General features: G+C 56.4%; 19 protein-coding genes and 1 tRNA gene. 9 read left to right on the top strand and 11 right to left on the bottom strand.

The genetic code is table 11. From position 1 onward, the window contains the following. Position 1 precedes the first annotated feature (1 nt). The 4 genes from hisF to hisB are packed head-to-tail and all read right to left on the bottom strand — an operon-like array spanning position 2 to position 2760. Complete coding sequence (gene hisF, locus EYC82_RS13295; protein ID WP_279250025.1) at positions 2–775, bottom strand: imidazole glycerol phosphate synthase subunit HisF; 774 nt, start codon at positions 773–775, stop codon at positions 2–4. Then, entirely contained in the window at positions 772–1509 is a 738-nt protein-coding gene (gene hisA / locus EYC82_RS13290; protein ID WP_279250024.1) for a 1-(5-phosphoribosyl)-5-[(5-phosphoribosylamino)methylideneamino]imidazole-4-carboxamide isomerase, read from the bottom strand. The genes hisF and hisA overlap by 4 nt, the downstream gene beginning before the upstream one ends. Next, positions 1503–2153, bottom strand: a complete 651-nt coding sequence (gene hisH / locus EYC82_RS13285; protein ID WP_279250023.1) for an imidazole glycerol phosphate synthase subunit HisH — start codon at positions 2151–2153, stop codon at positions 1503–1505. The genes hisA and hisH overlap by 7 nt, the downstream gene beginning before the upstream one ends. A 16-nt stretch (positions 2154–2169) precedes the next feature. Continuing rightward, positions 2170–2760: an imidazoleglycerol-phosphate dehydratase HisB gene (gene hisB, locus EYC82_RS13280; RefSeq protein WP_279250022.1), complete on the bottom strand. Its 591-nt coding sequence runs from the start codon at positions 2758–2760 to the stop codon at positions 2170–2172. Positions 2761–2921: 161 nt separating this feature from the next. On the opposite strand from hisB, the gene mutY reads away from it, so the two are divergent. The 3 genes from mutY (at position 2922) to EYC82_RS13265 (ending at position 4508) form a co-directional block, all read left to right on the top strand. Further along, a complete protein-coding gene (gene mutY, locus EYC82_RS13275) occupies positions 2922–4004 on the top strand; it encodes an A/G-specific adenine glycosylase (RefSeq protein ID WP_279250021.1) in 1083 nt (360 codons plus the stop codon). Between the two features lie 5 nt (positions 4005–4009). Beyond that, positions 4010–4282: an oxidative damage protection protein gene (locus tag EYC82_RS13270; protein ID WP_279250020.1), complete on the top strand. Its 273-nt coding sequence runs from the start codon at positions 4010–4012 to the stop codon at positions 4280–4282. A gap of 150 nt (positions 4283–4432) precedes the next feature. Beyond that, positions 4433–4508, top strand: a tRNA-Phe gene (locus EYC82_RS13265). 302 nt (positions 4509–4810) lie between these two features. Here the strand turns inward: EYC82_RS13265 and EYC82_RS13260 are convergent. After that, positions 4811–6436 (bottom strand): DUF1330 domain-containing protein, encoded by a 1626-nt coding sequence (locus tag EYC82_RS13260; protein WP_279250019.1) that lies wholly within the window; start codon positions 6434–6436, stop codon positions 4811–4813. Between the two features lie 139 nt (positions 6437–6575). Continuing rightward, on the bottom strand, positions 6576–8318 hold the full coding sequence (locus tag EYC82_RS13255) for a haloalkane dehalogenase (RefSeq protein ID WP_279250018.1): 1743 nt from the start codon (positions 8316–8318) through the stop codon (positions 6576–6578). 487 nt (positions 8319–8805) lie between these two features. On the opposite strand from EYC82_RS13255, the gene EYC82_RS13250 reads away from it, so the two are divergent. Together EYC82_RS13250 and EYC82_RS13245 are read left to right on the top strand one after the other, a co-directional pair. Then, positions 8806–9843: a DUF3080 family protein gene (locus tag EYC82_RS13250; RefSeq protein WP_279250017.1), complete on the top strand. Its 1038-nt coding sequence runs from the start codon at positions 8806–8808 to the stop codon at positions 9841–9843. Positions 9844–10173: 330 nt separating this feature from the next. Then, complete coding sequence (locus EYC82_RS13245; RefSeq protein WP_279250016.1) at positions 10174–11046, top strand: carboxylesterase family protein; 873 nt, start codon at positions 10174–10176, stop codon at positions 11044–11046. A 201-nt stretch (positions 11047–11247) separates the two neighbouring features. Here EYC82_RS13245 and EYC82_RS13240 read toward each other — a convergent pair whose 3' ends face one another. Beyond that, entirely contained in the window at positions 11248–12510 is a 1263-nt protein-coding gene (locus tag EYC82_RS13240) for a mechanosensitive ion channel family protein (RefSeq protein ID WP_279250015.1), read from the bottom strand. Between the two features lie 166 nt (positions 12511–12676). Between EYC82_RS13240 and EYC82_RS13235 the strand changes: the two genes are divergently transcribed. Together EYC82_RS13235 and EYC82_RS13230 are read left to right on the top strand one after the other, a co-directional pair. After that, a complete protein-coding gene (locus EYC82_RS13235) occupies positions 12677–13102 on the top strand; it encodes a potassium channel family protein (RefSeq protein ID WP_279250014.1) in 426 nt (141 codons plus the stop codon). A 90-nt stretch (positions 13103–13192) separates the two neighbouring features. Beyond that, positions 13193–14614: a sulfatase gene (locus tag EYC82_RS13230; RefSeq protein ID WP_279250013.1), complete on the top strand. Its 1422-nt coding sequence runs from the start codon at positions 13193–13195 to the stop codon at positions 14612–14614. On the opposite strand, the gene selD is transcribed toward EYC82_RS13230, so the two are convergent. The 3 genes from selD to rdgC are packed head-to-tail and all read right to left on the bottom strand — an operon-like array spanning position 14611 to position 18827. After that, positions 14611–16818, bottom strand: a complete 2208-nt coding sequence (selD, locus tag EYC82_RS13225) for a selenide, water dikinase SelD (RefSeq protein ID WP_279250012.1) — start codon at positions 16816–16818, stop codon at positions 14611–14613. The genes EYC82_RS13230 and selD overlap by 4 nt on opposite strands. 1 nt (position 16819) lies before the next feature. Next, on the bottom strand, positions 16820–17914 hold the full coding sequence (mnmH, locus tag EYC82_RS13220) for a tRNA 2-selenouridine(34) synthase MnmH (protein WP_279250011.1): 1095 nt from the start codon (positions 17912–17914) through the stop codon (positions 16820–16822). A gap of 7 nt (positions 17915–17921) precedes the next feature. After that, on the bottom strand, positions 17922–18827 hold the full coding sequence (rdgC, locus tag EYC82_RS13215) for a recombination-associated protein RdgC (protein ID WP_279250010.1): 906 nt from the start codon (positions 18825–18827) through the stop codon (positions 17922–17924). A 241-nt stretch (positions 18828–19068) separates the two neighbouring features. On the opposite strand from rdgC, the gene EYC82_RS13210 reads away from it, so the two are divergent. Together EYC82_RS13210 and EYC82_RS13205 are read left to right on the top strand one after the other, a co-directional pair. Further along, a complete protein-coding gene (locus EYC82_RS13210; RefSeq protein ID WP_279250009.1) occupies positions 19069–20556 on the top strand; it encodes an FAD-dependent oxidoreductase in 1488 nt (495 codons plus the stop codon). A 103-nt stretch (positions 20557–20659) separates the two neighbouring features. Next, the gene (locus EYC82_RS13205) at positions 20660–21100 is read left to right on the top strand and encodes a VOC family protein (protein ID WP_279250008.1); all 441 of its coding nucleotides are present in this window, start codon (positions 20660–20662) and stop codon (positions 21098–21100) included. Positions 21101–21178: 78 nt separating this feature from the next. Here EYC82_RS13205 and EYC82_RS13200 read toward each other — a convergent pair whose 3' ends face one another. After that, entirely contained in the window at positions 21179–22627 is a 1449-nt protein-coding gene (locus EYC82_RS13200) for a class I adenylate-forming enzyme family protein (protein ID WP_279250007.1), read from the bottom strand. Positions 22628–22641 lie beyond the last annotated feature (14 nt).

Raw genomic sequence — 22641 nt, 5'->3', positions numbered from 1 at the left:
CTCAGAGACGCACTTCAATACCTCGGGCAGCCATGTGTGCCTTCGCCTGCGGCACGCTGTACTCACCGAAGTGGAATATACTCGCCGCCAGAACCGCGTCTGCGCCACCCTCAATAATGCCATCTACCAAGTGATCCAGGTTGCCCACACCGCCTGATGCGATGACCGGAATTTCTACTGCTTCGCTAATCGCACGCGTCACGCCCAGTTCAAAACCGTTCTTGGTACCATCCCGATCCATGCTGGTCAGGAGAATTTCACCTGCACCCAGGTCAGCCATTTTCTGCGCCCATTCGACTGCATCAATACCCGTAGGTTTGCGCCCACCGTGGGTAAAAATTTCCCAGCGGGGTTTTCCATCGACATCATCGACTCGCTTCGCATCAATAGCCACAACGATGCACTGCGAACCAAACTTCTCCGCGGATTCACGCACAAGCTCGGGATTGTGTATTGCCGCGGTATTAATACTAACCTTGTCAGCGCCCGCATTCAGCATGGTGCGAATATCCTCTACAGAGCGAATGCCGCCCCCCACCGTCAGTGGAATGAATACGTGCTCTGCGATTTGCTCCACGGTGTGTACGGTGGTGTCTCGGCCTTCATGACTTGCCGTAATATCGAGAAAGGTAATCTCATCTGCCCCCTGCTCGTTGTACCGCATGGCGATTTCGACCGGATCACCCGCATCACGGATACCAACAAAGTTCACGCCCTTCACAACGCGACCGCCGTCAACGTCAAGGCAGGGAATAATGCGCTTGGCGAGACTCACCCTGTTGCCTCATCACAGAGCCGCTGCGCCTCGGCCACATCAAGCGTACCCTCGTAAATCGCTCGGCCAGTAATTGCACCACAGATGCCGGCGCTGGCCACAGCACTGAGCGCCTTGATATCTTTGATATTGGTAATTCCGCCTGAGGCAATCACGGGGATACTGGATGCCTCAGCCATCATGACGGTGGCATCGACATTGACACCCTGCATCATGCCGTCGCGGGCAATATCTGTATAAACGATCGCACTGACACCGTCTGCCTCGAACCGCTTGGCCAGATCAGTGGCTTTGACGTCTGAAACCTCCGCCCAACCATCTGTCGCAACCAAGCCCTCTTTTGCGTCGAGACCAACGATCACCCTTCCGGGGAACGCTGCGCAGGCCTCTGCCACAAAGGCAGGTTCTTTCACGGCTTTGGTTCCTATGATGACGTAACTGACACCGGCGCGAACATAGTGCTCGATAGTATCGAGATTGCGGATACCCCCGCCAATCTGTATCGGTAAGTTCGGGTAAGCAGCGGCTATGGCTGTAACAACATCACCATTGACAGGCTCACCGGCAAAAGCACCGTTGAGATCCACCAGGTGCAAGCGGCGACAACCGGCGTCTACCCAGCGGGCTGCCACCGCCACTGGATCATCGGAAAACACCGTGCTGTCGTCCATCATCCCCTGGCGCAGGCGCACACACTGACCATCCTTGAGGTCGATCGCGGGAATAATCAGCATGTACCGTTCCACCCTATAAAGTTACGTAATAATTGCAGGCCCGCGCCTGCACTCTTCTCCGGGTGAAACTGCACGGCGAAAAGATTATCGCGGGCCAGCGCTGCATCGGCACTGACACCGTACTCAACGCTGGCCGCCAGCAGGCTGCGGTCTTCGGCGTGCACATAATAACTGTGTACGAAATAGAAGCGGGTCATGTCGGCAATACCCTGCCACAGAGGGTGCTGTCTTTTCTGGCATACGGCGTTCCAGCCCATGTGGGGGACCTTGAGCCGATTGCCCTCTGCATCCGAAAGTGGATTGCCAAAATAGCGGACTTCCCCGGGAATAATATCGAGGCAATCGACGCCACCATTTTCTTGCGAGCAACTCATCATGGCCTGCAGACCGACACAAATCGCCAGCACGGGAACACGCTGCTCAGTAAGCGCTTGCGTCAGCAGCTCATCACACTGCAAGCGCTTGATTTCACCCATGCAATCGCGGATTGCACCCACGCCCGGAAACACAACACGATCCGCCTTGCGGATCAGTTCAGCATCATGAGTCACCACCACCTCGTCAGCGCCCACATGGTGCAGGGCACTGGCGACCGAGTGAAGGTTACCCATACCGTAATCAATAACGGCGACAAGACCACTCATAAACTCTGTTCCCGGCCTACAGCACACCCTTGGTGGACGGCATTATGCCCGCCATACGCGGATCGGTGGTGAGCGCCATTCGCATGGCACGACCAAATGCCTTGAACACGGTTTCGGCCTGGTGATGGCTGTTGTCGCCGCGCAGGTTATCCACATGCAGCGTAACCAATGCATGATTGACGAAGCCCTGAAAAAACTCGAGAAAAAGATCAACGTCAAACCCCCCGATAGATGCCCGCGTAAACGGCACCTGATAGGTTAGTCCCGGGCGACCGGAAAAATCGACCACCACCCGCGAAAGGGCTTCATCCAGCGGCACATAGGCGTGGCCGTAGCGAAAGATACCCGTCTTGCTGCCCGCTGCCTTGGCCACCGCCTGGCCCAGGGTTATACCAATGTCCTCAACCGTGTGGTGGTCATCAATGTGCAGGTCGCCCACGGCTTTGATACGTAAATCGATCATACCGTGGCGCGCCACCTGATCCAGCATGTGTTCGAGGAAAGGAATGCCGGTATCGAACTCGACCGTGCCAGAGCCATCCAGGTCTACCTCTGCGGTAATCTGGGTCTCCAACGTATCGCGCGATACGGTAGCCTTGCGCGCCATGGGAATCTCCATTAATCCATTCGGGCCCTTAGGAGCCCGGAAAAGGCGCCTAGTATAGGGTAAGAGGGCGCTAAATTCAGGCTCAAACGCTGGCACTTTGACTGGAACCGAGAGGAGCCGCGTATTACCCTGTCGGGCCGTTGAACAACTCGAAACGCCTGATGCCAACCCCCGAAACCTTTGCCGCGCGCGTACTCGAGTGGTTTGACCAGCACGGCCGCAAGGATCTGCCCTGGCAGCGGGATACCACCCCCTATCGAGTCTGGGTATCAGAGATCATGCTGCAGCAGACTCAGGTCAAAACGGTTATTCCCTATTTCGAGCGCTTTATGGCCGCCCTACCGCAGGTACAGGCACTGGCAGAGGCGCCAGAGGACAAGGTTTTACACCTGTGGGCCGGGCTGGGCTACTACGCCCGGGCACGTAACCTGCATCGCAGCGCTCAGCGGGTGGCCCACGAGCTGGACGGACAGTTTCCCACGACACTGGCAGGTTTATGTGATCTGCCTGGGATAGGGCGCTCCACTGCCGGCGCAATTCTCAGCATCGCCCTCGGCCAGCGCGCCAGCATTCTCGACGGTAACGTGAAACGCGTGTTGGCTCGATACCACCGGGTTGAGGGCTGGCCGGGCCGATCGGCAGTTCACCAAAGTCTGTGGGATATTGCCGAACAGTACACCCCCGCGGAGCGCTGTGCAGACTACTCACAGGCCATGATGGATCTGGGCGCCACGCTATGCACTCGCAGTGCTCCCGCCTGCGAAGACTGCCCCGTTCGCCGCGACTGCGAAGCGCGCTTGTACGGCGATCAGACACAGTACCCGGGCAAAAAGCCGAAAAAAAGCCTGCCGGTGAAAACGACCTGCTTCCTCATAGCGCGCAACCGGAGCGGCGATGTCTGGCTGGAAAAAAGACCAGGGCGCGGCATCTGGGGCGGATTGTGGTGTTTTCCCGAAATCGACCAGCCGGACGATCACACCACCCGCACGCTCGGCCTGTGGGGCCTGGCAGCGGAGAACATCGAGACAGGTGAACCATTCCGCCATACTTTCAGTCACTATCATCTGGATATCACGCCCGTGTTCATCGAGCTTGGCAAAGACCCAGACGCCGTTATGGAAGCGACAGGGCAGCTCTGGTATAACCTGCAGCGACCACCGCAGGTCGGGCTGGCGGCCCCCGTAGCCGAACTATTATCAAAACTGGGGTCGATCAACCGTCCACTCACTAGCGACGCGGAGTAACACCTATGTCACGGACAGTGTTTTGCAAGAAGTACCAGAAGGAGATGGCAGGGCTCGACAAGCCCCCTTACCCGGGCATCAAGGGGCAGGACGTGTTCGACAACGTCTCCAAACAGGCTTGGCAGGATTGGCAGGCACACCAAACCATGCTGATCAATGAGAAGCACCTGAGCCTCGTTGATCCCGAAGCGCGGAAATACCTGCAGGGCGAGATGGACAAGTACTTCGCCGGGGAGGACTACGACAAGGCTGAGGGGTACGTACCTCCCTCGGAATAAGCGCGCCTCAGGGGGCATTTACAGGTGTTGGGTGCCGGGCTTATGCCCACCTGGAGTGCGATTCCACAACACTCGGGGCCCAACTTGACTCGCAACGTCTGGACGGGTTTAATACGCGCCACGCGGTATTCCGCGGCTTTTCCAGTTCACGCCCAGATAGCTCAGTCGGTAGAGCAGGGGATTGAAAATCCCCGTGTCGGCAGTTCGATTCTGTCTCTGGGCACCACTTTCTCAATGCCGCCACAGGTGTCGACCCCGGAACGCCGGCCGGATCTATTCTGTCTCTGGGCACCACTTTCTCAATGCCGCCACAGGTGTCGACCCCGGAACGCCGGCCGGATCTATTCTGTCCCTGGGCACCACTTTCTCAATGCCGCCACAGGTGTCGACCCCGGAACGCCGGCCGGATCTATTCTGTCTCTGGGCACCGCTTCCTCAATGCCGCCACAGGTGTCGACCCCGGAACGCGCAATCAGGTCGCGCCAGACTCCTGCACTGCATCAAACTCCAGCGGGAACCGTATGGCGATCAGGGCACCCGCTGGTAAGTGTTACCAAGATCATCAACGATGACCTCGGCGATGCCCTCCACCGTGAGTAGCTCAGAGTCTTCCTCCAGCAGGCGCACATGAAATGACCAACCCATTGGCAGCTCGAGTTTTTGTTCCAATCGCTGCAGGTCCACGAGCTGCTGGTCGGGGTCCTGACCCCGGGTGAAAGACTGCATGCGATAGCGGACACCGTCGGGGTTTTCAAGCTCGTAAACCTGTCGCCCGGCCACGTAGTGCCATACCGTATTGCGGCTGACAAAGTTTCCCTCATAGGGTGCCGCGCCATTTAGCCCAGATCCGGGTGCCAGATCCACACTGGCGGCCAGGCGCATAGTGATACCGCCGAAGTTCTCGATCACCGGTAGTCCGGGCGGCAGTTGGGCTTCGATAGCATCCAGCACCCAGAAACGGATGCCGTTCAACGCCGCCGCCCGCGCACTGAAATCGCTGGCAATTTGCTCCGCGTCGAGGGCATCCCACAGGTTTTGCGGACAGTCACTCAGGGGCATCGAGTTATAAACGTCAGCACGCAGGTCCGCCCCACCGGCAGAATCGAACAGCAACACCTCGCAGTAACGAAAATTGAATAGTGGCCCACTCTGGGGCGCTGGCAGTACCGTACCCGGAACCTCGCTGGCATAGACCAGCGTATTTTCCACGCCCGCTTCCTTAAAGATGAGCGCCTCGTCGGCCTGAGGATTGAGCGGGAAAGCATTGAGGAAGGCATCCCGGCTGGCGTAGCGCACTATTGCCGCCTCCTCCCATTTGATCTCCTCGTCAGTCAGCACGATCGCTACCGGCATCACCAACTCTGGCAGGGAGTTGAATTGCAGCAGGGTGGGCAGGATGGCGTTGCCATAGATAGCATCGGCCTCCGCCCCGCTAAGGTCTGTATCGCGCCCATCCGGGAAAGTTGCCTGCTCGTAGTGGTCGATGAGATTCACCATCCAGAAAGGGCCGGGCGCATCGCTGACAACCATGTCGATAATCGCCTCGGGATCGCTGTCTAAGCCGAGGTCTCTGCTGCCATCGTTAGCGGCCTCGACGACGGCAATAGCATTATCACGGTTGAGGTTCTGCAGCGCTGGATCGAAATAACTGCCACTCGGTGTGAAGGGCAGCGGGTCCTCTTCTCCCAGCACCCAGACGTGGTCATCGCTGGCCGCTGCCAGAGTATTCATAAGATCGATGAAGGCGGGGCTATCAATAGCACTGACCAGCACCATAATGTTGGGAAATTCGATCGCGCGGCTTTGGTCCAATGAACGATCGCCAATCAACTGCTCAAACACCTCACTGCGGAATCGCTCGCTGGCACCGATACTCTCCCACAAAGCAGCGGCCTCCTCTTCGTAGCGTTCGAAAATCTCATCGTCTGTAATCGACATCAGTTGCAACAGCGTCACCGGCCTGCCGCTATCCTCGTAATCCAGCAGAGCCTGTATGGCCTCTTCGGTAAAATAGTCCTGTAGCTCACCAAACTGTTGTAGCACCTGCTGCGCTTCGCTGAGGCTATTGTCTGCGTTGTCGTCGTTGGCGCTATTGCTGCAAGCGCCCGCCACCAGCAGGAACAGGACAGCGCTGATCTTTAGCCAGACAGTCATCCACCACCTCACTTGTATTTTATTTTTTAAGGAATAGGCAAGACACCAACTTCGCATATTGGTCATCACGCTGAAACGTTCCGCTCGAGGCCTGCCGTTTTTTCACTACTTTAAGGTTTAAATTGCTGGGTACTAATTCTCAGGGGTCGGTAAACCCCGGTATTACCACAGGCCCCTGAAACGAATCCTCGTTGTCTGTGCGTATAACCTCGTTACCATTAAACAACTCGAGAATCACAGGCTCCTCGGTGGTGTACTCCACCAATCGCCACAGACTGGGAATCGTGGGCCGGTCACTGATGCGGTCAGCATCTCGGCCGATGCGGAAGTACACGTCACCCGACGGAGCCACAAGCAACACCAGCGTACTGCCTGAGTTATAGGTAATCTCGTGGTATTTGCGCACGCGGGTCACAATCAACAGCCCATTCTCGTCCAGGGGCGCCGCCTGCTCAACAACGGTCGCTGCGTGCAACCAGGGAAATCCGAAAATATCCTCTACCAGAAAGTCGCCGTCTTCCCGTTCATCGGGTGAGCGCAGGAAGCGATTGGCATCTGGACCATCAACACCCGTCTCGCGTGGTTGATTCTTTATCCAATCATCAGGTAGCTGCAGTGCAGCGAATTCCTCCCCGGTAATCGTCGGGCCGACCCAGGCACGAAAAGTCCCGTCCGGCTTTGGCTCCAGAATCTCGAATCCTCGAGGCCCCTCTTCGTCAGGTTCTGGGTCAGGCTTGGCCTGGTTTAGCGGATTGGCCTGCATAAACAGCACCACATGCGCAGCCATTTCCCCACCCACCTGTTCCTGAATGAAGTGCCCCGCCTCGTAGCGTGTGTGGGGCTGCCCGGCGGCACCGGGGACGTGGGCGATCCACTTGTTCTGGTTGGCTACGGAACCCAGATTGGCATCGTCCTCCCCGCCTATAAACAGGAAAGGTCGCTCAAAGCGACCCAGCGCCTCGTACGCAGGCACGTTTTGCTGCCCGAACCCAGTCACCATGGAGGGAAAAGCGCGGATGCCGCCCCAATAGATTCGCGTCGGAAACGGGGCGTTATAGGAGTCAAACTGCGCCTCGGTCAAATTATTGCCCGTCGAGATATCAACCATATCCGCGGCAAACAGGTGCGGAGCGCTAGCGGCGAAATTCACCCAGTACTGGAAACCGGTTATCCGATCATTTGGGCGCAGCGACATATGTTCGATAGTCGACTGAATCGTCTCGTCAAATTCGAATACAGGCAGGGTAAAAGGGTTTAAGCCCTCTGGGATTACCGCCAGATCCCCGTTGGCGACCACGATGCGTGCGAACTTTTCGGGGTTGTCTCCCGCCATGCGCAGGCCAATCAGACTGCCCCAGTCCTGCACGAACAGGGTAATGTCAGACAATTCCAACGCGCTGACGAAGGACTTCATCCACGCGACATGCTGCTCATACTGGTGTACGCGCGGGTCCACCGGCTTATCGGATCGTCCCATGCCGATATGATCCGGGGCAATCACCCGATAACCTGCCTCTACCAACACTGGTATCATCTTACGGTAAAGATAAGACCAGGTGGGCTGACCGTGCAGCATCAGTATCACCTCGCCATCGCGGGGTCCCACGTCCACATAGTGGTAGCGCAGGCCCTCCACGTCCACGTAGTTAGGGGCGAAGGGAAACCCGTCCAGATTGTCGAAACAGGCATCCGGCGTGCGCACAAACTCTATATTAGCTGCGGTGGTGTTGATCTCGATGTCGTCTTCGGGGAGGGCGCAAAGCAGCTGCGCCCCAGCCTCACCAGCGAATCCGCCATTGTCTGAGCTGTCACTACAGCCTGCCAGCGATACAAAAAACAATGCACTCGTTAAGGTCAATACTGGCTTAATGAAGCGATGCATTTCTGCCTTCCACCCTAAAATTTTTTGAGTTTTCCCGGTGACGCAAACACAGCCGGGCGTTAGCTCAATCATGCCTTTACCCTTAGTATACTTAAGGCAGTAGTAATTGTTCTCACACAGGGATGTCCCGAGTGGCAACAATCAGCACACAGAATGGCCTATACACTACTTTTTGGGAAGAGCTACTCTGCTCAGTGGTACCAAACAGGCCGCCAACGGTTCGCCCTTTCGTCTGACTGACACTACAGCTGTGATATAAAATAGGCATTGCGAAACGTGATTTGATGCGCCGCTGATGGCAAACAGGCGCCGCCAGGGCCCAACCGTCAATGCCGCAGGCATACCTGTACGCGGTCTATCAGGCATGAAAATTCTGCTATGGCATTGTGGCTCCTGTTGCGGAGCGCAGAGCCATGAACTGAACCGGCAGCGCACCCGTAGGCATTAGCAGTGCGTTCTACTAACCACCAACAATGAGTCCACCGCTGTGAAGAAAGCGCATACCAGTACCTGGATTCTACTGCTAGCTGCAAGCCTGATGAGCGGCTGCATCGAGCGCTCCAGTGTGCCGTTGGACAAGTATCTGACGCGCCTCGGGCGCAGTCTGGATCGGCCTATCACGATGAATATCGACCGCTTGCCGCCGCTGCCCCGCAGCCGCGACCTGCAACTCGAACAGCCATCACAATCTATCGGTCTACTTGATTTACTGGCGTTGGGCGGTTGCGAAATCAGTATCACAATCGGCAACCTCAATAGTAGCCTGGGTAAACTGGCCAGCGATTCCCAGCGGCTTTTGTTGGAGCTTGAATTTCTATCGCTGGCGCCGGCCTGCATCGATTCGCTAAATCCGGCTACTGATGCCGAGCTAATCGCTACGTTGCAAGCAGCAATGTCAGAAAAGCGCCGGATGCTGCCTGCACGTATCTGGAATGCCACCCTCGGCGGGCCTGAATTTCGCGCCTTCTGGAGCCGTCCCCGCCGACTTGGCAACTACCCCGCCAATACCGGGGGCCAGATGATCACCTCACTGGCCCGACTGGCGCAACTGTCCAGCGACTGGCTGGGCGGAAACTATCAGGCTGGTAGCGACGAGCTTGAGCGTTTGCTGGGTGATATTCGTCTTGGCGATGGCGGTGCACTGCTTACATCGCTGGACCTGCAGCGCGCCGCATTTGCTGCGACAACACCTGCTATCCAACAGAGGTTGGAAGAGGCACCAATATGCATTGGTAAAACACCCAGTCCCGAGGGGAAAATCGTTGACAATGTAGTGCGCAAGTATTTCATCGGCGAGGTGCAGCCCTGGTCAGTACAGGTCGCCCGGCGACGCGGCGAAATCATGCCGCCTGTGTTGGCACTTGAGCTAAACCTGCGAAACACTATGCCGGCCGCATACCAAGCGTGGTCCCACGAACGCGATGAACTCTTGGAAACTGCGGCAGACGCTCCGCGCGAACACGCCGGTCATCTTGCCGCGTTGCTGGAAAGCTGCGGCCTGCGCCCCGGTGCGGACTCCAGCTGAAAAGGTTGATTCCAGTCAGCTAAATCGCCCTTGATCACCCGTTTTTGTCTTTTGTACTGATCCACCAGGCACTTTACAGCCGTAAACGATCATGATTACCTACCTTTACCTTACAGCGCTGGTCCCGTACGTCCGCGCATCAATTTGCCCGACTCTGTTTTTCGGAGGTTCTTCATGCGACCCACCCTGGCTACCGTCTTCTCTATTCTTCTTCCGCTGCGCCTGCCTCAAAGACCTAGGAACAGACCCTCATATGCAACGCCGATAGCAACGCTCATACTCCTTGTCACGTGCTCTGGGTACGCCGCAGCGCAGAATGTTGTCCGTAACGTGCCATACTCAACCCCCGTTTATACCTACACCGTGCAAAGCGACATTGTCTATGGACAAGGCGAGATAAACGGTGGCGGCAGCTTCAAGGACCTGAAATTGGATTACTACGTCCCTGACATTCCACCACCGATTGACGCCGACAACACACTCCCGCTGATGGTTATGATTCATGGCGGCGGTTTTTCTGGCGGCAGCAAAACCAATGGCAATATCCTCAACAATGCACCCAAGTATGCGGAGCGAGGTTGGCTGGTCGCATCCATAAACTACCGCCTGGTCGGTGACAACCCGGTGCCTTCAAGCAGGGTACAGACGCTGTATAACGCCATCGGCGGAGCGAGCGCCCCCGCCCAGCTGAGAGCTGCAGTCGCGTCCGTAGATGATACGCTGACGGCACTTGATTTCCTGCAGGCCCGCAGCGACGTTTACGACGACTGGACGACGTTATGGGGCACCTCCGCCGGCGCCATCACATCACTTATCACCGGTTATTGTCTGGACGACCAGAGCATTGCCCGACCCCCTGTAGCCATGGTGATCGACCAGGCAGGGGGTCTTTTTGGATGTAATGTTGGTAACCCTTTTGACGACCCCACCGGCAGCGACCCGGTATTGATGGTCATACACGGAACCAATGACGGTACGGTGCCATTCAGCTTCGCGACGGCCTTACAGACCTTCGCCACTGCCGCCGGCCTGCCACTGGACTTTCAGGCTGTGGTGAATGGCGGACATGTGCCGGGCCTGGGCAACAACACGGCGACAACCGGGGTGACTCTTTACCAGCGCACAGTGGATTACCACCACGAGACAGTATTCGACGGCCTCACACAGGGTCCGCAGCCACCTCTCCCTCCCGGGTGTTCATAAATTGCTGCGGACAGTTGCCTTTCCACGGGCGAACATACCGCTCGAGAGCGGGCTCCTTGCCTCGACAAAAAAGCAAAAACACAACCGTCATGTGCCGAACAGGGCAGCGCAAATATCGGACACGCCCGCCGGTCAGTGAAGGCCGGTGACTTCGTTCCGAGAGGCGGGCTTTGGCTACTGCCACTGCGTCGGTTAGCGGCTTTATGCCACCGGCTTACAAGCGTTTTTTGAAAAATCCGTCCCTGCGGGTTGCTGAAATAGACGCAACCCGAACTCCTCCACAATCGCCAGCACATGATCGAATATATCCGCTTGTATATCCTCGTATGCGGCCCACTCAGTCGTGCTTGTAAAGCAGTAAATTTCTATGGGCACTCCCTCAGCGCCCGGGGGCAGGGGCCTGACGAGCAAGGTCATGTCCTGACGTATCTGGGGATGTTGTCTGAGATACTGCCAGACGTAGGCGCGGAACGTGCCGATGTTGGTCAGCCTGCGTCGATTAACGCCCGGGTCAATCTCAGCGGGGCCGCTTGCAAGTATCTTACTGTTGTGCTGATCCAGCTCGCCTTCCTTGTCCGTCAGATAGTCTGTGAGCAGCGCAAATCGTTTACAACGCGTGATCTCTTCATCGCTGAGGAAATGTATGGACGACGCGTCGAGATTCAGCGCGCGCTTTATTCGTCGCCCTCCCGATACAGACATGCCGCGCCAGTTTTTGAAGGAGTCACTAATCAGTCGGTGTGTAGGAATCGTGGTAATGGTCTTGTCCCAGTTCTGTACTCTGACGGTATGCAATTCCACATCCACCACGTCGCCATCCGCGCCGAACTGAGGCACCTCAATCCAGTCGCCCACCCGCACCAGATCCTGAGCCGTCAACTGCACGCTGGCCACTAAAGACAACAAGGTGTCCTTGAAAATTAACAGCAGAACAGCTGTCATAGCACCAAAGCCGCTGAGGAGTATTACGGGGGACTGATCGAGCAGCGAAGCGATAAAAAGCAACGCGCCCAGTATCATAAGTGCCAGCTGTAAAAGCTGAACGAAGCCTTTAATCGGACGCTTGCGGGCTTCCGGGTTGGCCTCGTAGATATCATTGAGCGCATTGAGTGCCGCGACCAACGTAATCGTAACAATCACAATCATATAGGCGCTGGCCAGATTCATCGCCAGCTTCTCCAGGGACTCGCTTATCCCTGGCATAATCTGCACGCCCATATTAATGACAACGGCAGGCACCAGCTGCGCGAGCCGCGCACCGACCTTGTTTTTTACAAGGGCGTCGTCCCAAGTGTGCTGGGTGCGACTGGCCAGCGCCCGAACAACCGTCAGCAAGACCCGCGACGCAAACAAATAGGCCAGCCAAGCGACAATCAGCAAACCCGCTATATAAACCAGCGCCGGCGTCATTTCGTGATATTGCGACAACGCCTCAATCATTGGAAATGCAGTGTCTTCAGTCATAGCCCTGTTCAACGGTGTTGTATGTGCGTCGCTTCAAAAGGAATCTTGACACAACTCGACCAACCCCGCCACGATTGAGGCTCGACCCGTATTGCAACACGCATATTCTGCCTTGGCAAAAAAGTCGGTAGAGTAGGTCCTCTCGGCAAAGATGGAGTAAACTGCCATGGTTGGTGTATTTTTGGTCAACATGTTTGTTATCGGCTTGGCAGTGGCGATTCACTATGAGTGTTTGCACCGCATTACCCGCTTTTTACCGACACTTAAAATTCGTCACCGCCTGCGTATTGTGCTCGGTGTATTCCTGGCGCTGACCGCCCACTCGATAGAGGTGTGGGTTTTTGCAATCGCCTACTACATCAAACATCGTGTGGATGACTGGGGACATTTGCAGGGAAACTTCGACGGCAGCTTGTTGGACTGCGTGTATTACTCCTTCACAACGTATACGACGCTGGGCCTTGGCGATATCGAGCCGCATGGAGACCTGCGCTACCTGACCGGACTCGAGGCGCTCACCGGCCTCGTGTTAATCACCTGGACCGCTTCCTTCCTGTATCTCGAGATGACCCGGTACTGGGAGGAACGCTAAGGGTTTTATTACTCCGCATCCGCGCAGCCGACACAAGCGTGATATGCTGCTTTTTTGCGCTAGAGTGCGTCTAAATAAGGTTGCGTTTACATGGTCATTCGCCGTAGACAATTTCTTACCGGCGCGGCAGCCGCCGCGACTATGGCCACGCTGGGCTGTGGTGAAAAAAGAAATTCTGCCGATGCGGCGCAAGCACCTGCGGTGTCCGCGACGAAAACACTATCGGATCATCCCAATATTCTTCTGTTGTGCATAGACGATCTCAACGACTGGGTCGGTTACCTCGGCAGCCATCCGGGCGTGCGCACGCCTAATATTGATCGGCTTCGAGCAAAATCTTTTTCCTATAACGAGGCCTACTGCAGCGTACCGGTCTGCATCGGTAGCCGCGCGTCCGCGCTGTGGGGTCTCACGCCGGACGCTACCGGGGTCAGCGAAAGCGAGGATAACGCCGCCTACTGGCAGCTGGCCATGTCGCCAGACCTAAAGCCCCTGCCTCTCTGGTTCTCCGATGCTGGCTACGAGACAATTTCCACCGGAAAAGTATTTCACTACCAAAAAGGCACCCCGCGTTTCTGGGATGTATTCAAACCCTATAAAGACTCACCCGTCACCTTTGGCGACCACGGCACACTCTTCGACTACGGATTGATGCCACCGGGCGAGATACATGAAGACCAAAAAACGGCGGATTTTGCCGTAGCAGAGCTGCAAAAAGAGCACGACCGCCCCTGGTTTATGGCAATTGGCCTGTTCCAGCCCCATGTGCCCTGGCGTCTGCCCCAATGGGCCTTCGATATGCACCCGCTGGAAGAGGTGGTGCTGCCGGAAGTACGCCCGGGCGACCTCGATGATATTCCGCCGATGGGCGTCACCCTGGCAAAATCGCCCATGCGGGTGACGCCCGAAGGTGAACTCACCCAAAATGATCTGGTTATCGATGCTGGCCTGTGGCCGCAGCACGTGCAGGCCTACTTGGCAGCCTGCAGCCACACCGACAGAATGATCGGGCAAATTCTTGACGCACTGGAATCCAGCCCCTACGCCGATAACACCGCTGTCGTCCTGTGGTCCGACAACGGTTATCACCTCGGCGAAAAACTACATTGGCGAAAAATGGCCTTGTGGGAGCACGCAACCCGCGTGCCTCTGCTCATAAGCGCGCCCGGACGACTGGATGCAGGAGGAAGTTTCGACGCGCCGATCAGCCTACTCGACCTCGCTCCCACTCTCACAGATCTCGCAGGAATCGCGACGCCAGAGCAATTCCAAGGTAAGAGCCTACTTGGCATGACAACAGAACAGGCCAACGCGCGCCCCGCCAACATGCGCTGGGGTGACGCGGTTTCGACCCGGGTGGGAAACTGGCGCTGGACGCGTTACCCCGATGGCGGAGAAGAGCTCTACAATCACACTGACGATCCAAGAGAATTTAACAACCTGCTAGGGCTGAATGGCTCCCATGAAGGCGGCATTGCGGCACTGCTACAGCGCGCTGACCCCACCCCCTAGTCAATGTGCAACACCCTCGTTTCTCCTGGTGGTAACGCCACAATCTCGCCGATTACCTCGGCATCGCGATAGTCCACTTCGCGCAGCGCTGCTAGTAAATCAGGTGCGCGCTCAGCCGCGATGGAGATCAGCAGCCCGCCACTGGTCTGCGGATCAAACAAGGCTGACAAACGCGCATCCCCTTCATGAACTGAGTGCTGTAGAGCGCTGCCGACGCTGCGCTGATTAGGCGCCTGCATCGTGCTGTGAAAGCCGGCCTGAAACAAGGGTAAGGCACCCGGCATCATCGGCAAGCTGTCAAGCGCCAGTCGTGCGCCCAGATCACCCTGCAACATCTCCAGCAGGTGGCCCGCCAGTCCGAATCCGGTGATATCCGTGCAGGCACTTGCGCCGTGCCCCAGTGCCTGTCTCGCTGCTTCACCATTACTCTGCAGCAAAGTATTCATCGCGTGTTGCAGATCTCGCCCATCGGCCTGTAATTGCATGTGCGCTGCAAACAGAACACCACTGCCAATAGGCTTGGTAAGTATCAACTTGTCGCCCTCGGCCAAACCGACCTTTTGCAAAAGGCCCTTTTCAGCAGAGAGTGGTATGCCATTCACCACAAAACCCAGCCCCAATTCATGCCCCTGCATGCTGTGGCCACCGAGCAACTGACAATCGACACGGGAAAATTCGTGAAGCGCGCCAGCAAGCAGTTGATACAAGTCGCGCTCCTGCACCAGCTCATTGGCATAAGGTAGCGTCACCGACGCCAGGGCCGAGATGGGAAAAGCACCGCAGGCGTAAAGATCACTCAGTGCGTGATTTGCGGCAATACGCCCCATAATCCAGGGGTCGGACACCAACTGTCGCAGGGTATCTATGCTTTGCACAACCGTGACGCCGGCAGGCGCATGCAACGCTGCAGCGTCGTCACGCCCTTCCGCGCAATACCGTGGATAAGACTGCTGCAGGCGTTTCAGTGCGGTACCAAGAGCATCCGCCCCGACCTTGGCACCACAACCGCCGCAGTGTGGCTGCTGCAACACACCCGGTAAACTATCAGAGGGTATTCGATCCATCACCGTGGGCAACTGCTCGAAGCGCCCCATGAAGGCGCGGTCAATACTGTCTTTCCAGCGCCATACCCAGGCCCCGGTCGCACTGAAGGGCCCTCGATTCGCTGTTGCACGCCTGTCTCCGAGTGACAGCAAAGACAGAAACCGGCGCTGGGGTCGGAAGACCTGCAGGGGTTGATTAAGCAGTTGTGCCCTCAGGTTATGTGCCAGCACCGGTCCCATGCGCACGGCATATACCCCTGCCTTGGGCCGGGGGTGATTGACCTGTGTGGCGATATCTCCCGCGCCGAATACACTCTCATCGTCCTTCGCCTGCAGGGTATCCCGCACCTGCAAAAAGCCCTGTTCGTCTGTCGCCAGACCGGACTCTGCAATCCAGGGTGCCGCAGCGGCGCCAGTGCACCAGAACAATGTATTAAACGGGGCTTCAACGCCATCGGCACACTGCAAGCGGGCAGGTTGCACGGCGACAACCCGCGCTCTGAGATGAATCTCGATACCCTGCTCTTGCAACGCGGCCATCACGGCCCGTCGTGCGCCGCGGTTGTAGCCCTGCAAAATCTTCGGCGCTCCACACCATAAGCTCAGCTTGGCGCCCGTGTCCTGCAAACGCCGCGACATAGCGAGTGCTAGCTCTACACTGCCTGCTCCGCCGCCTACCAGCGCGATACGATAACCGCGGTCGATCTCGCACCGCTCAAACTGTTGCAGCAATCGTTGCCAGCGCTGCCAGAAACTGGCGATAGGTTTTACCGGCGCGGCGTGTGCACGGGCTCCGGAGACACTATCTAGCTCAGGCTGGGAGCCAATATCAATGCTGACAATGTCGTAAGCAATGTCTGGCCTTGCCTGAAAAGACAATGTCTTTTGCCGCGCATCCAGGCCTACCACCTCCGCCGCAACAAAACGCGCGCCGGACCACTGACACAATCGTGCCAGGTCTATATGCACCTGTTCGAAATCATAGTGTCCAGAAATCAGGCCCGGAAGCATGCCGGAGTAGGGCGTGTGGGACGCAGGCGAGACGAGGGTGACGCGCAGACCCGCGATCGGCTGCATGGCGAGCATTCGCAGGGCCAGCACATGACTGTGGCCGCCACCGACAAGCACCAGATCCCGTTGCAACTCGATCGCAGCCTGCACCCTACAGAGCCTGCTTGGCCCTGGCGACCACCGCATCTCGGTCACCAAGAAATAAACGTTCGCCCTCACGCCGAGAGAACTGGTACTCGTACATCGGGTCGTAGTATTGCTCCAGTAAAACCGCAATCCAGAACCTGTGCCCATCCAAATCAGCGTTTCGCCACTGCTGCCTGAACGCCTCATCCATCAATTCACTCACTTGCTGCAGTCGCTGTCCGCCCAAACGCTTGCCAATGCGGGTAAGGTCCTGCTGCATTTTCTCTCGATGGAGAGCCGCGCCGGGCTCCCCGTAAATGTTGGCATAGCGACGGCCCAGATCAACCACGTAATCCTCAATAACAACATCAATACGGTCTTCCAGGCTATGTTCCACCAGCAGCATGGGTGCGCAGGCCATCTTTTTTCGCAGAGACTCTGGCAGGTAGAGACGGCCAATAAGGCGCCCTTCGTCTTCAACAAAAACGGTTCGCTGTTGCCGGGCCAGCAATTGCATCAACACGATGCTCAAGCTGTTCTCAAAGGCGATCTGGGCGGGCTGCGGTGTGGGCAATTGACCAAAACTGGAGCCGCGATGATTGGCGAGGCCCTCAAGATCGACGGCCCGGGTAAGGCGCTCAATCACACGGGTCTTGCCGGTGCCGGTCTTGCCACTAATCAGTACGAAATCGGCCAGTGCAATCGAACGCTCCAGTTCTTCCAGCAGGAAACGCCGCATAGCCTTGTAACCACCTTTGACCAGCGGGTACTCGATGCCCTCTTGCTTCAGCCAGGACTGCACAGTCTGGGAGCGCAACCCGCCCCGCCAGCAATACAGGTAACCTGCGGGATGCTGGCAGGCAAACTCGCTCCACTGGGCTAGCCGCCGCGCTCTGATGTCGCCGCTCACGAGGCGATGCCCCAACTCGATAGCCGCCTGCTGACCTTCCTGTTTGTAACAAATCCCTACCTGGGCTCGTTCATCGTCACTCATTAATGGCAGGCTCAGTGAGGCCGGAAACGCGCCCTTCTCAAATTCTACCGGCGCTCGCAAATCTATCATCGGAACATTGCCGAGGAAAAGCGCTCTGTAATCGTCAGTGTCAGGGCGCCCTTTCATTGTTGTGTTATTCCACCTCACCGCCGAATAAAGTCACAACACGCCCCTGCATTCCAGTAATCGCATCCGCCAGCAATGCAAAGTCTGCATCCAGTCGCGCGGCGGTGTCCGCCTCGGGGATATCCTCGTTCTCTTTCATCAACTCCTCTGCGAACTTGAGGCGACGCAGGCAAAGATCCTCGGCCAACACCAACTGTACTCGTTCATCCCACTCCAGCGCCAGCCGGGCAACCTGTTTGCCCGCATTGAGATGAGTTTCCACCTCTTCACTCAACAAATCAACGCCGCGACAACGGACTACGCCCCCTTCCTCGCCAGGCTCTCTCAGCTCTACCTCCTGACCCAACTCGAAATCGTCAGGCAGACTGCGATTGGCGAGCCAAGCAGTCATTACCGCGGCAGGCGCGTGGTTTACTTGTGGCAAAATAACCGGGAAACTGCCGACGCACTCGCGAAACAGGTTCAGCAACTCTTCCGACCGGGAGGCGCTGGCGCTGTCGATAAACATCCAGTTCTCACGCACATCGATATATGCGTGGATATGGGTAGAGCGACTAAATGCCCGAGGCAAGCAGTCCTGAATGATCTCGTCTTTCAGGCTGAGTCGCTCCTTGCGGTATACCTTGCGGGCTTGCCCTGATTCGATTTCCGCCACTTTTTCTTCCAAAAGCTCACGCACAACCGTGGAGGGCAGCAATTTTTCCTCCCGCTTCAGCTTGATCAGCAAGCGGCCGGCAGCGGCATGGACCAATTCCCCTGATTCCTCACCCAGCGGAGGCTCCCAGCCCATTGCCACGGCCTGGGATTTCGCGCAGGGCAAAAATGGCCGGGCAGTCAGCTTTTCACCCAGCGCCTCCGGAGAGAGGTCAAAGGGACTGGTAAGCCGGTAGGCACGAATATTCTTAAACCACATGAAAAGGTTGCTCCACGTAAAAAGGCGCTGATTGTAACGCAGCAGGCCCCCAAAACCCCAGACGTCCGGCAGACCCAGCACTGCCCTTTTGCGCACCCATGAGGGACAATAACCCGCAGACCGTACAATATTTTGGCCCGCTGCCAATTCCCGCACGTTGTCACTGCCGCGGGAAAGGGCTTTAATCTGTTTCCTTTACCGTTGTTGGAACCGCGAGTTTCCCGAAGAAGGCACAAAAGCCATGTCCGAGCAAAGTAAAACCAATCCCTGCCAGGCGCGCAACGCCCGCGATATTGACCAGTGGGACAGTGACACCGATGTCGCCGTCGTCGGTTTCGGCGGCGCAGGCGGCTGCGCTGCCATAGAGGCAGCGGACGAAGGCGCCAAAGTGACGATCTTTGAGCTGGCCAGCGAGGGCGGCGGGTCAACCGCCATGTCATCAGCGGAAATCTACATGGGCGGTAACGGCGGCACTCGTGTGCAACGCGCTTGCGGCTTTGAGGACAGCACCGAGGCTATGTTCACTTACATGATGATGTCGGCCGGCCCCCAGGCAGATGAAGCCAAAATACGCAACTACTGCGAGCATAGCGTGGAGCATTTTAACTGGCTCGTAGACCATCTCGGTGTTCCGTTCAAAGACAGCTTTCACAAGGAGCGGGGCATCATGTGCCTGACGGACGACGGACTACTGTATACCGGCAGTGAGAAGGCCTACCCATTCTCGGAGCACGCCAAACCCGCACCACGCGGGCATAACCTGTATGTCGAGGGTGACAACGGCGGGCCTATGTTCATGAAGATCGTTACCGAGAACGTTGAGAAAAGAGAGCAGATCACGATTAACTACGAAACCCGAGTACTGTGTCTCGTTGTCGATGACGATAATGCGGTGGTTGGACTGGTGATTCGCCAGGACCAGAAAGAGTACACCGTGCGGGTACACAAGGGCGTTATCCTCTGTGCCGGTGGCTTTGTTATGAACGAGGACATGCTGGCAAAGTACGCGCCTAAACTGCTCAGTGGCAACAACGCCATCGGCAACCCAGGAGATACAGGCACCGGCATTATGATGGGTATGTCAGTAGGCGCTGCCGCTATCAATATGCACGAAGGCTTTATCAGTATTCCTTACTACCCACCCGCCACAATCACAAGCGGCATTCTTGTTAACGATAAAGGCCAACGGTTCATCAACGAGGATGTCTACCACTCTCGACTGGGGCAAGCTGTGCTGAACGAGCCCGGCGACCGCTTCTATTTTATTCTCACCGTAGAACAGTACGGTGACTACGAGAAAATGAACTACATGGGGGCGGGCATTGCCGGCACTGGAGAGACCCCGGAGGAGCTGGAGGGAGAGCTGGGACTGCGCAAGGGCACCCTGCAAAACTCGATTGCTATCTACAATGAAGATGTTGCCAATGGCGATGACACCCAATTCCACAAGGCCGCAGAATGGCTGCAACCTCTTGCGCCACCGCTGGTTGCACTGGACGTTACTCCTGGAAGAGGCGTATTCGTGCCCATGTTCACCCTCGGTGGCCTCGACACACTGCCCACTGGCGAAGTCGTAAATCCGCAACGCGATGTCATCACGGGTCTTTACGCTGCCGGCCGCACTGCCTGTGGCATTGTCCGACGTGCAGACGGTTATTCCAGCGGCATGTCTGTCGGCGATGCAACGTTCTCAGGCCGTCTCGCAGGAAGGCAGGCGGCGGCAAATTGAAGAGGGAGAAAGCAACTTTGATCGCGGTAAGCAGCAACGGTAATGATGCGGAGAATAAACAACCGGATTCGTTCGCTAATCGAGTGTCTCAAGGAGAACTCCTGTGAGATTTCTGCATACGATGGTGCGCGCACGCGACCTGGAAGAGACGCTGGATTTTTATTGCGACAAACTGGGTCTGGTGGAGGTGCGTCGTTATGACAGTGAGGGGGGGCGATTTACTCTCGTGTTTCTTGCTGCCCCCGACGATATTGGGACCGCTGAGTCAGACATGAGCCCGCTGGTGGAGATCACCTGGAACTGGGATTCGGAAGACTACGATGCAGGCCGCAACTTTGGGCACCTGGCCTATCAGGTGGACAACCTCTATGACACCTGCCGGAGACTCATGGAAAAGGGTGTTGTCATAAATCGGCCTCCACGTGATGGCCACATGGCATTTGTGCGCAGTCCCGACGGTATTTCCATTGAGCTTCTACAAGCGGGAAAACCGCTTGAGCCTCAGGAACCATGGAACTCCATGGACAACAGTGGCCATTGGTGAATACGTTGTGTTTTTTCGCTAACCAGGTCTTAGCACAAAAGGTCCCTGCACTTCGGCGGACGTCGATCGTCACGTTAGCTAAGATGCAAACACCATCTTGCGCAGCTCCCGTCGATTTATCTTGCTGATGCCTGAAGTAGTTCGAGGAAACCTTGCTAGTAGCGCAAACCTGACCTCGCTAAACTCTTTGAGTTCCTTTGAAAGTGTGGCTAACTGAACTTTCGGAGGCCACGCAGACGATTCGATCACCACGACAATCTCGTCCTCTCCCTCGTCACTGACGCCTGAGAATAAACATACTGAGCTGACGCCCAGCCTACGCTGCAAGTCGAGCTCGATAGGCGCCACCGCGAGCTTCTTGCCTCCGAAACTAACAACATCTGCGCTTCTCCCCAAAACACGGATATCTCCATTTGCTCGGCATACGCCCATGTCTCCAGGATAAAAGCAACCGTGACGAAAGGCTTTGTTAGATGCTGCCTCGTCATCTACATAACATTGCAAATCGAGTGAATTCAAACGCACTCTTAACTCGCCCTCCACACCATCCGGACAAATCTCACCGCTTTCATCCACGATCTCAACACTGTGGAAATTCGTCGGAGCCAACCAGTGCATGTCATCAAGATCGCTGACTGTCGACTGCAGCACTGCTACATTTGTTTCGGTCGACCCATAGGCCACAATGAGTCTGCTGGTCACTTTGCTAAGCAAAGCCTCAGCAAGATCACGTGATAAAAAACCCGCCGTCACGTGAAGTTTGAAATCTGGCAGCGGGTCCGGTGTCGGCTTGTCCTGCAAATAGTCCAACAGTTGAGGGATCATATCCGGTATTAATATAGCCTCCGACATCGGTATATCGCGAAAGTGGCGAAACCAGTCATCGCGTTCGTCGAAGTAAACACAGGCACCGGCCTGCCACATCGCCAAAGGAATCTTGTAACCCACCGATGTCCACATACCAAAACTGTGGCAGTGGCAACTTCCACTAGGACGCACACGCCCGTATTCAACACGCTCCTGAAGACGTGCCTGCTGTAGTTCGGCCTTATAATAAAGTTTTTTATAAACACCTGTTGTGCCAGACGTGAACACGATGTGTCCGCCTGTCTCATCCCAGACCATATCAGAAGAGTGCTCGGTAGACGAAAAGTCTGCCTCAGGCATTTCCACCACTGAGCAGCCGTCTTCGATTTCTTCAGATAATATACTGGCGCCCGCGTATCCATGTGCAACAACGATCGTCCTGACGTCGTTCAGGGAGAGGTGCTTAATATAGGATGGCGTGAGCATACAAACCGTATCCACCCCAAGCGATTGCAATGCAAGCACTGTGACCCAACTATCAGGCAGTGGACATAGGACAGCAACAGTATCGCCCTTCTCTAATGATTGTTGCCGCAGAAAATCTGCAGCATAACTAATTGCCGCGGCAAAACCCCCGTAGTTGATCTTCAAACCGTTATGGACTATCGCAACGTGCTCCGGATTTTCCAGCGCCGCTTTTCGAATCGACTGCAAACTCATATCAGTGCTCTTTC

This window comes from Candidatus Marimicrobium litorale (genome assembly GCF_026262645.1).
Lineage (GTDB): Bacteria > Pseudomonadota > Gammaproteobacteria > Pseudomonadales > Halieaceae > Marimicrobium > Marimicrobium litorale.
The sequence above is the reverse complement of the archived record's forward strand: the minus strand, read 5'-3'. Positions and strand labels throughout refer to the sequence as shown.

Excerpts from the sequence above, each read along its gene's own strand:
- hisB (WP_279250022.1), bottom strand. The coding sequence starts at position 2,760 with ATGGCGCGCAAGGCTACCGTATCGCGCGATACGTTGGAGACCCAGATT.
- EYC82_RS13270 (WP_279250020.1), top strand. The coding sequence starts at position 4,010 with ATGTCACGGACAGTGTTTTGCAAGAAGTACCAGAAGGAGATGGCAGGG.
- EYC82_RS13235 (WP_279250014.1), top strand. The coding sequence starts at position 12,677 with ATGGTTGGTGTATTTTTGGTCAACATGTTTGTTATCGGCTTGGCAGTG.
- EYC82_RS13255 (WP_279250018.1), bottom strand. The coding sequence starts at position 8,318 with ATGCATCGCTTCATTAAGCCAGTATTGACCTTAACGAGTGCATTGTTT.
- EYC82_RS13260 (WP_279250019.1), bottom strand. The coding sequence starts at position 6,436 with ATGACTGTCTGGCTAAAGATCAGCGCTGTCCTGTTCCTGCTGGTGGCG.
- EYC82_RS13230 (WP_279250013.1), top strand. The coding sequence starts at position 13,193 with ATGGTCATTCGCCGTAGACAATTTCTTACCGGCGCGGCAGCCGCCGCG.
- EYC82_RS13200 (WP_279250007.1), bottom strand. The coding sequence starts at position 22,627 with ATGAGTTTGCAGTCGATTCGAAAAGCGGCGCTGGAAAATCCGGAGCAC.
- mnmH (WP_279250011.1), bottom strand. The coding sequence starts at position 17,914 with ATGAAAGGGCGCCCTGACACTGACGATTACAGAGCGCTTTTCCTCGGC.
- hisA (WP_279250024.1), bottom strand. The coding sequence starts at position 1,509 with ATGCTGATTATTCCCGCGATCGACCTCAAGGATGGTCAGTGTGTGCGC.
- mutY (WP_279250021.1), top strand. The coding sequence starts at position 2,922 with ATGCCAACCCCCGAAACCTTTGCCGCGCGCGTACTCGAGTGGTTTGAC.
- EYC82_RS13240 (WP_279250015.1), bottom strand. The coding sequence starts at position 12,510 with ATGACTGAAGACACTGCATTTCCAATGATTGAGGCGTTGTCGCAATAT.
- hisH (WP_279250023.1), bottom strand. The coding sequence starts at position 2,153 with ATGAGTGGTCTTGTCGCCGTTATTGATTACGGTATGGGTAACCTTCAC.
- EYC82_RS13210 (WP_279250009.1), top strand. The coding sequence starts at position 19,069 with ATGTCCGAGCAAAGTAAAACCAATCCCTGCCAGGCGCGCAACGCCCGC.
- rdgC (WP_279250010.1), bottom strand. The coding sequence starts at position 18,827 with ATGTGGTTTAAGAATATTCGTGCCTACCGGCTTACCAGTCCCTTTGAC.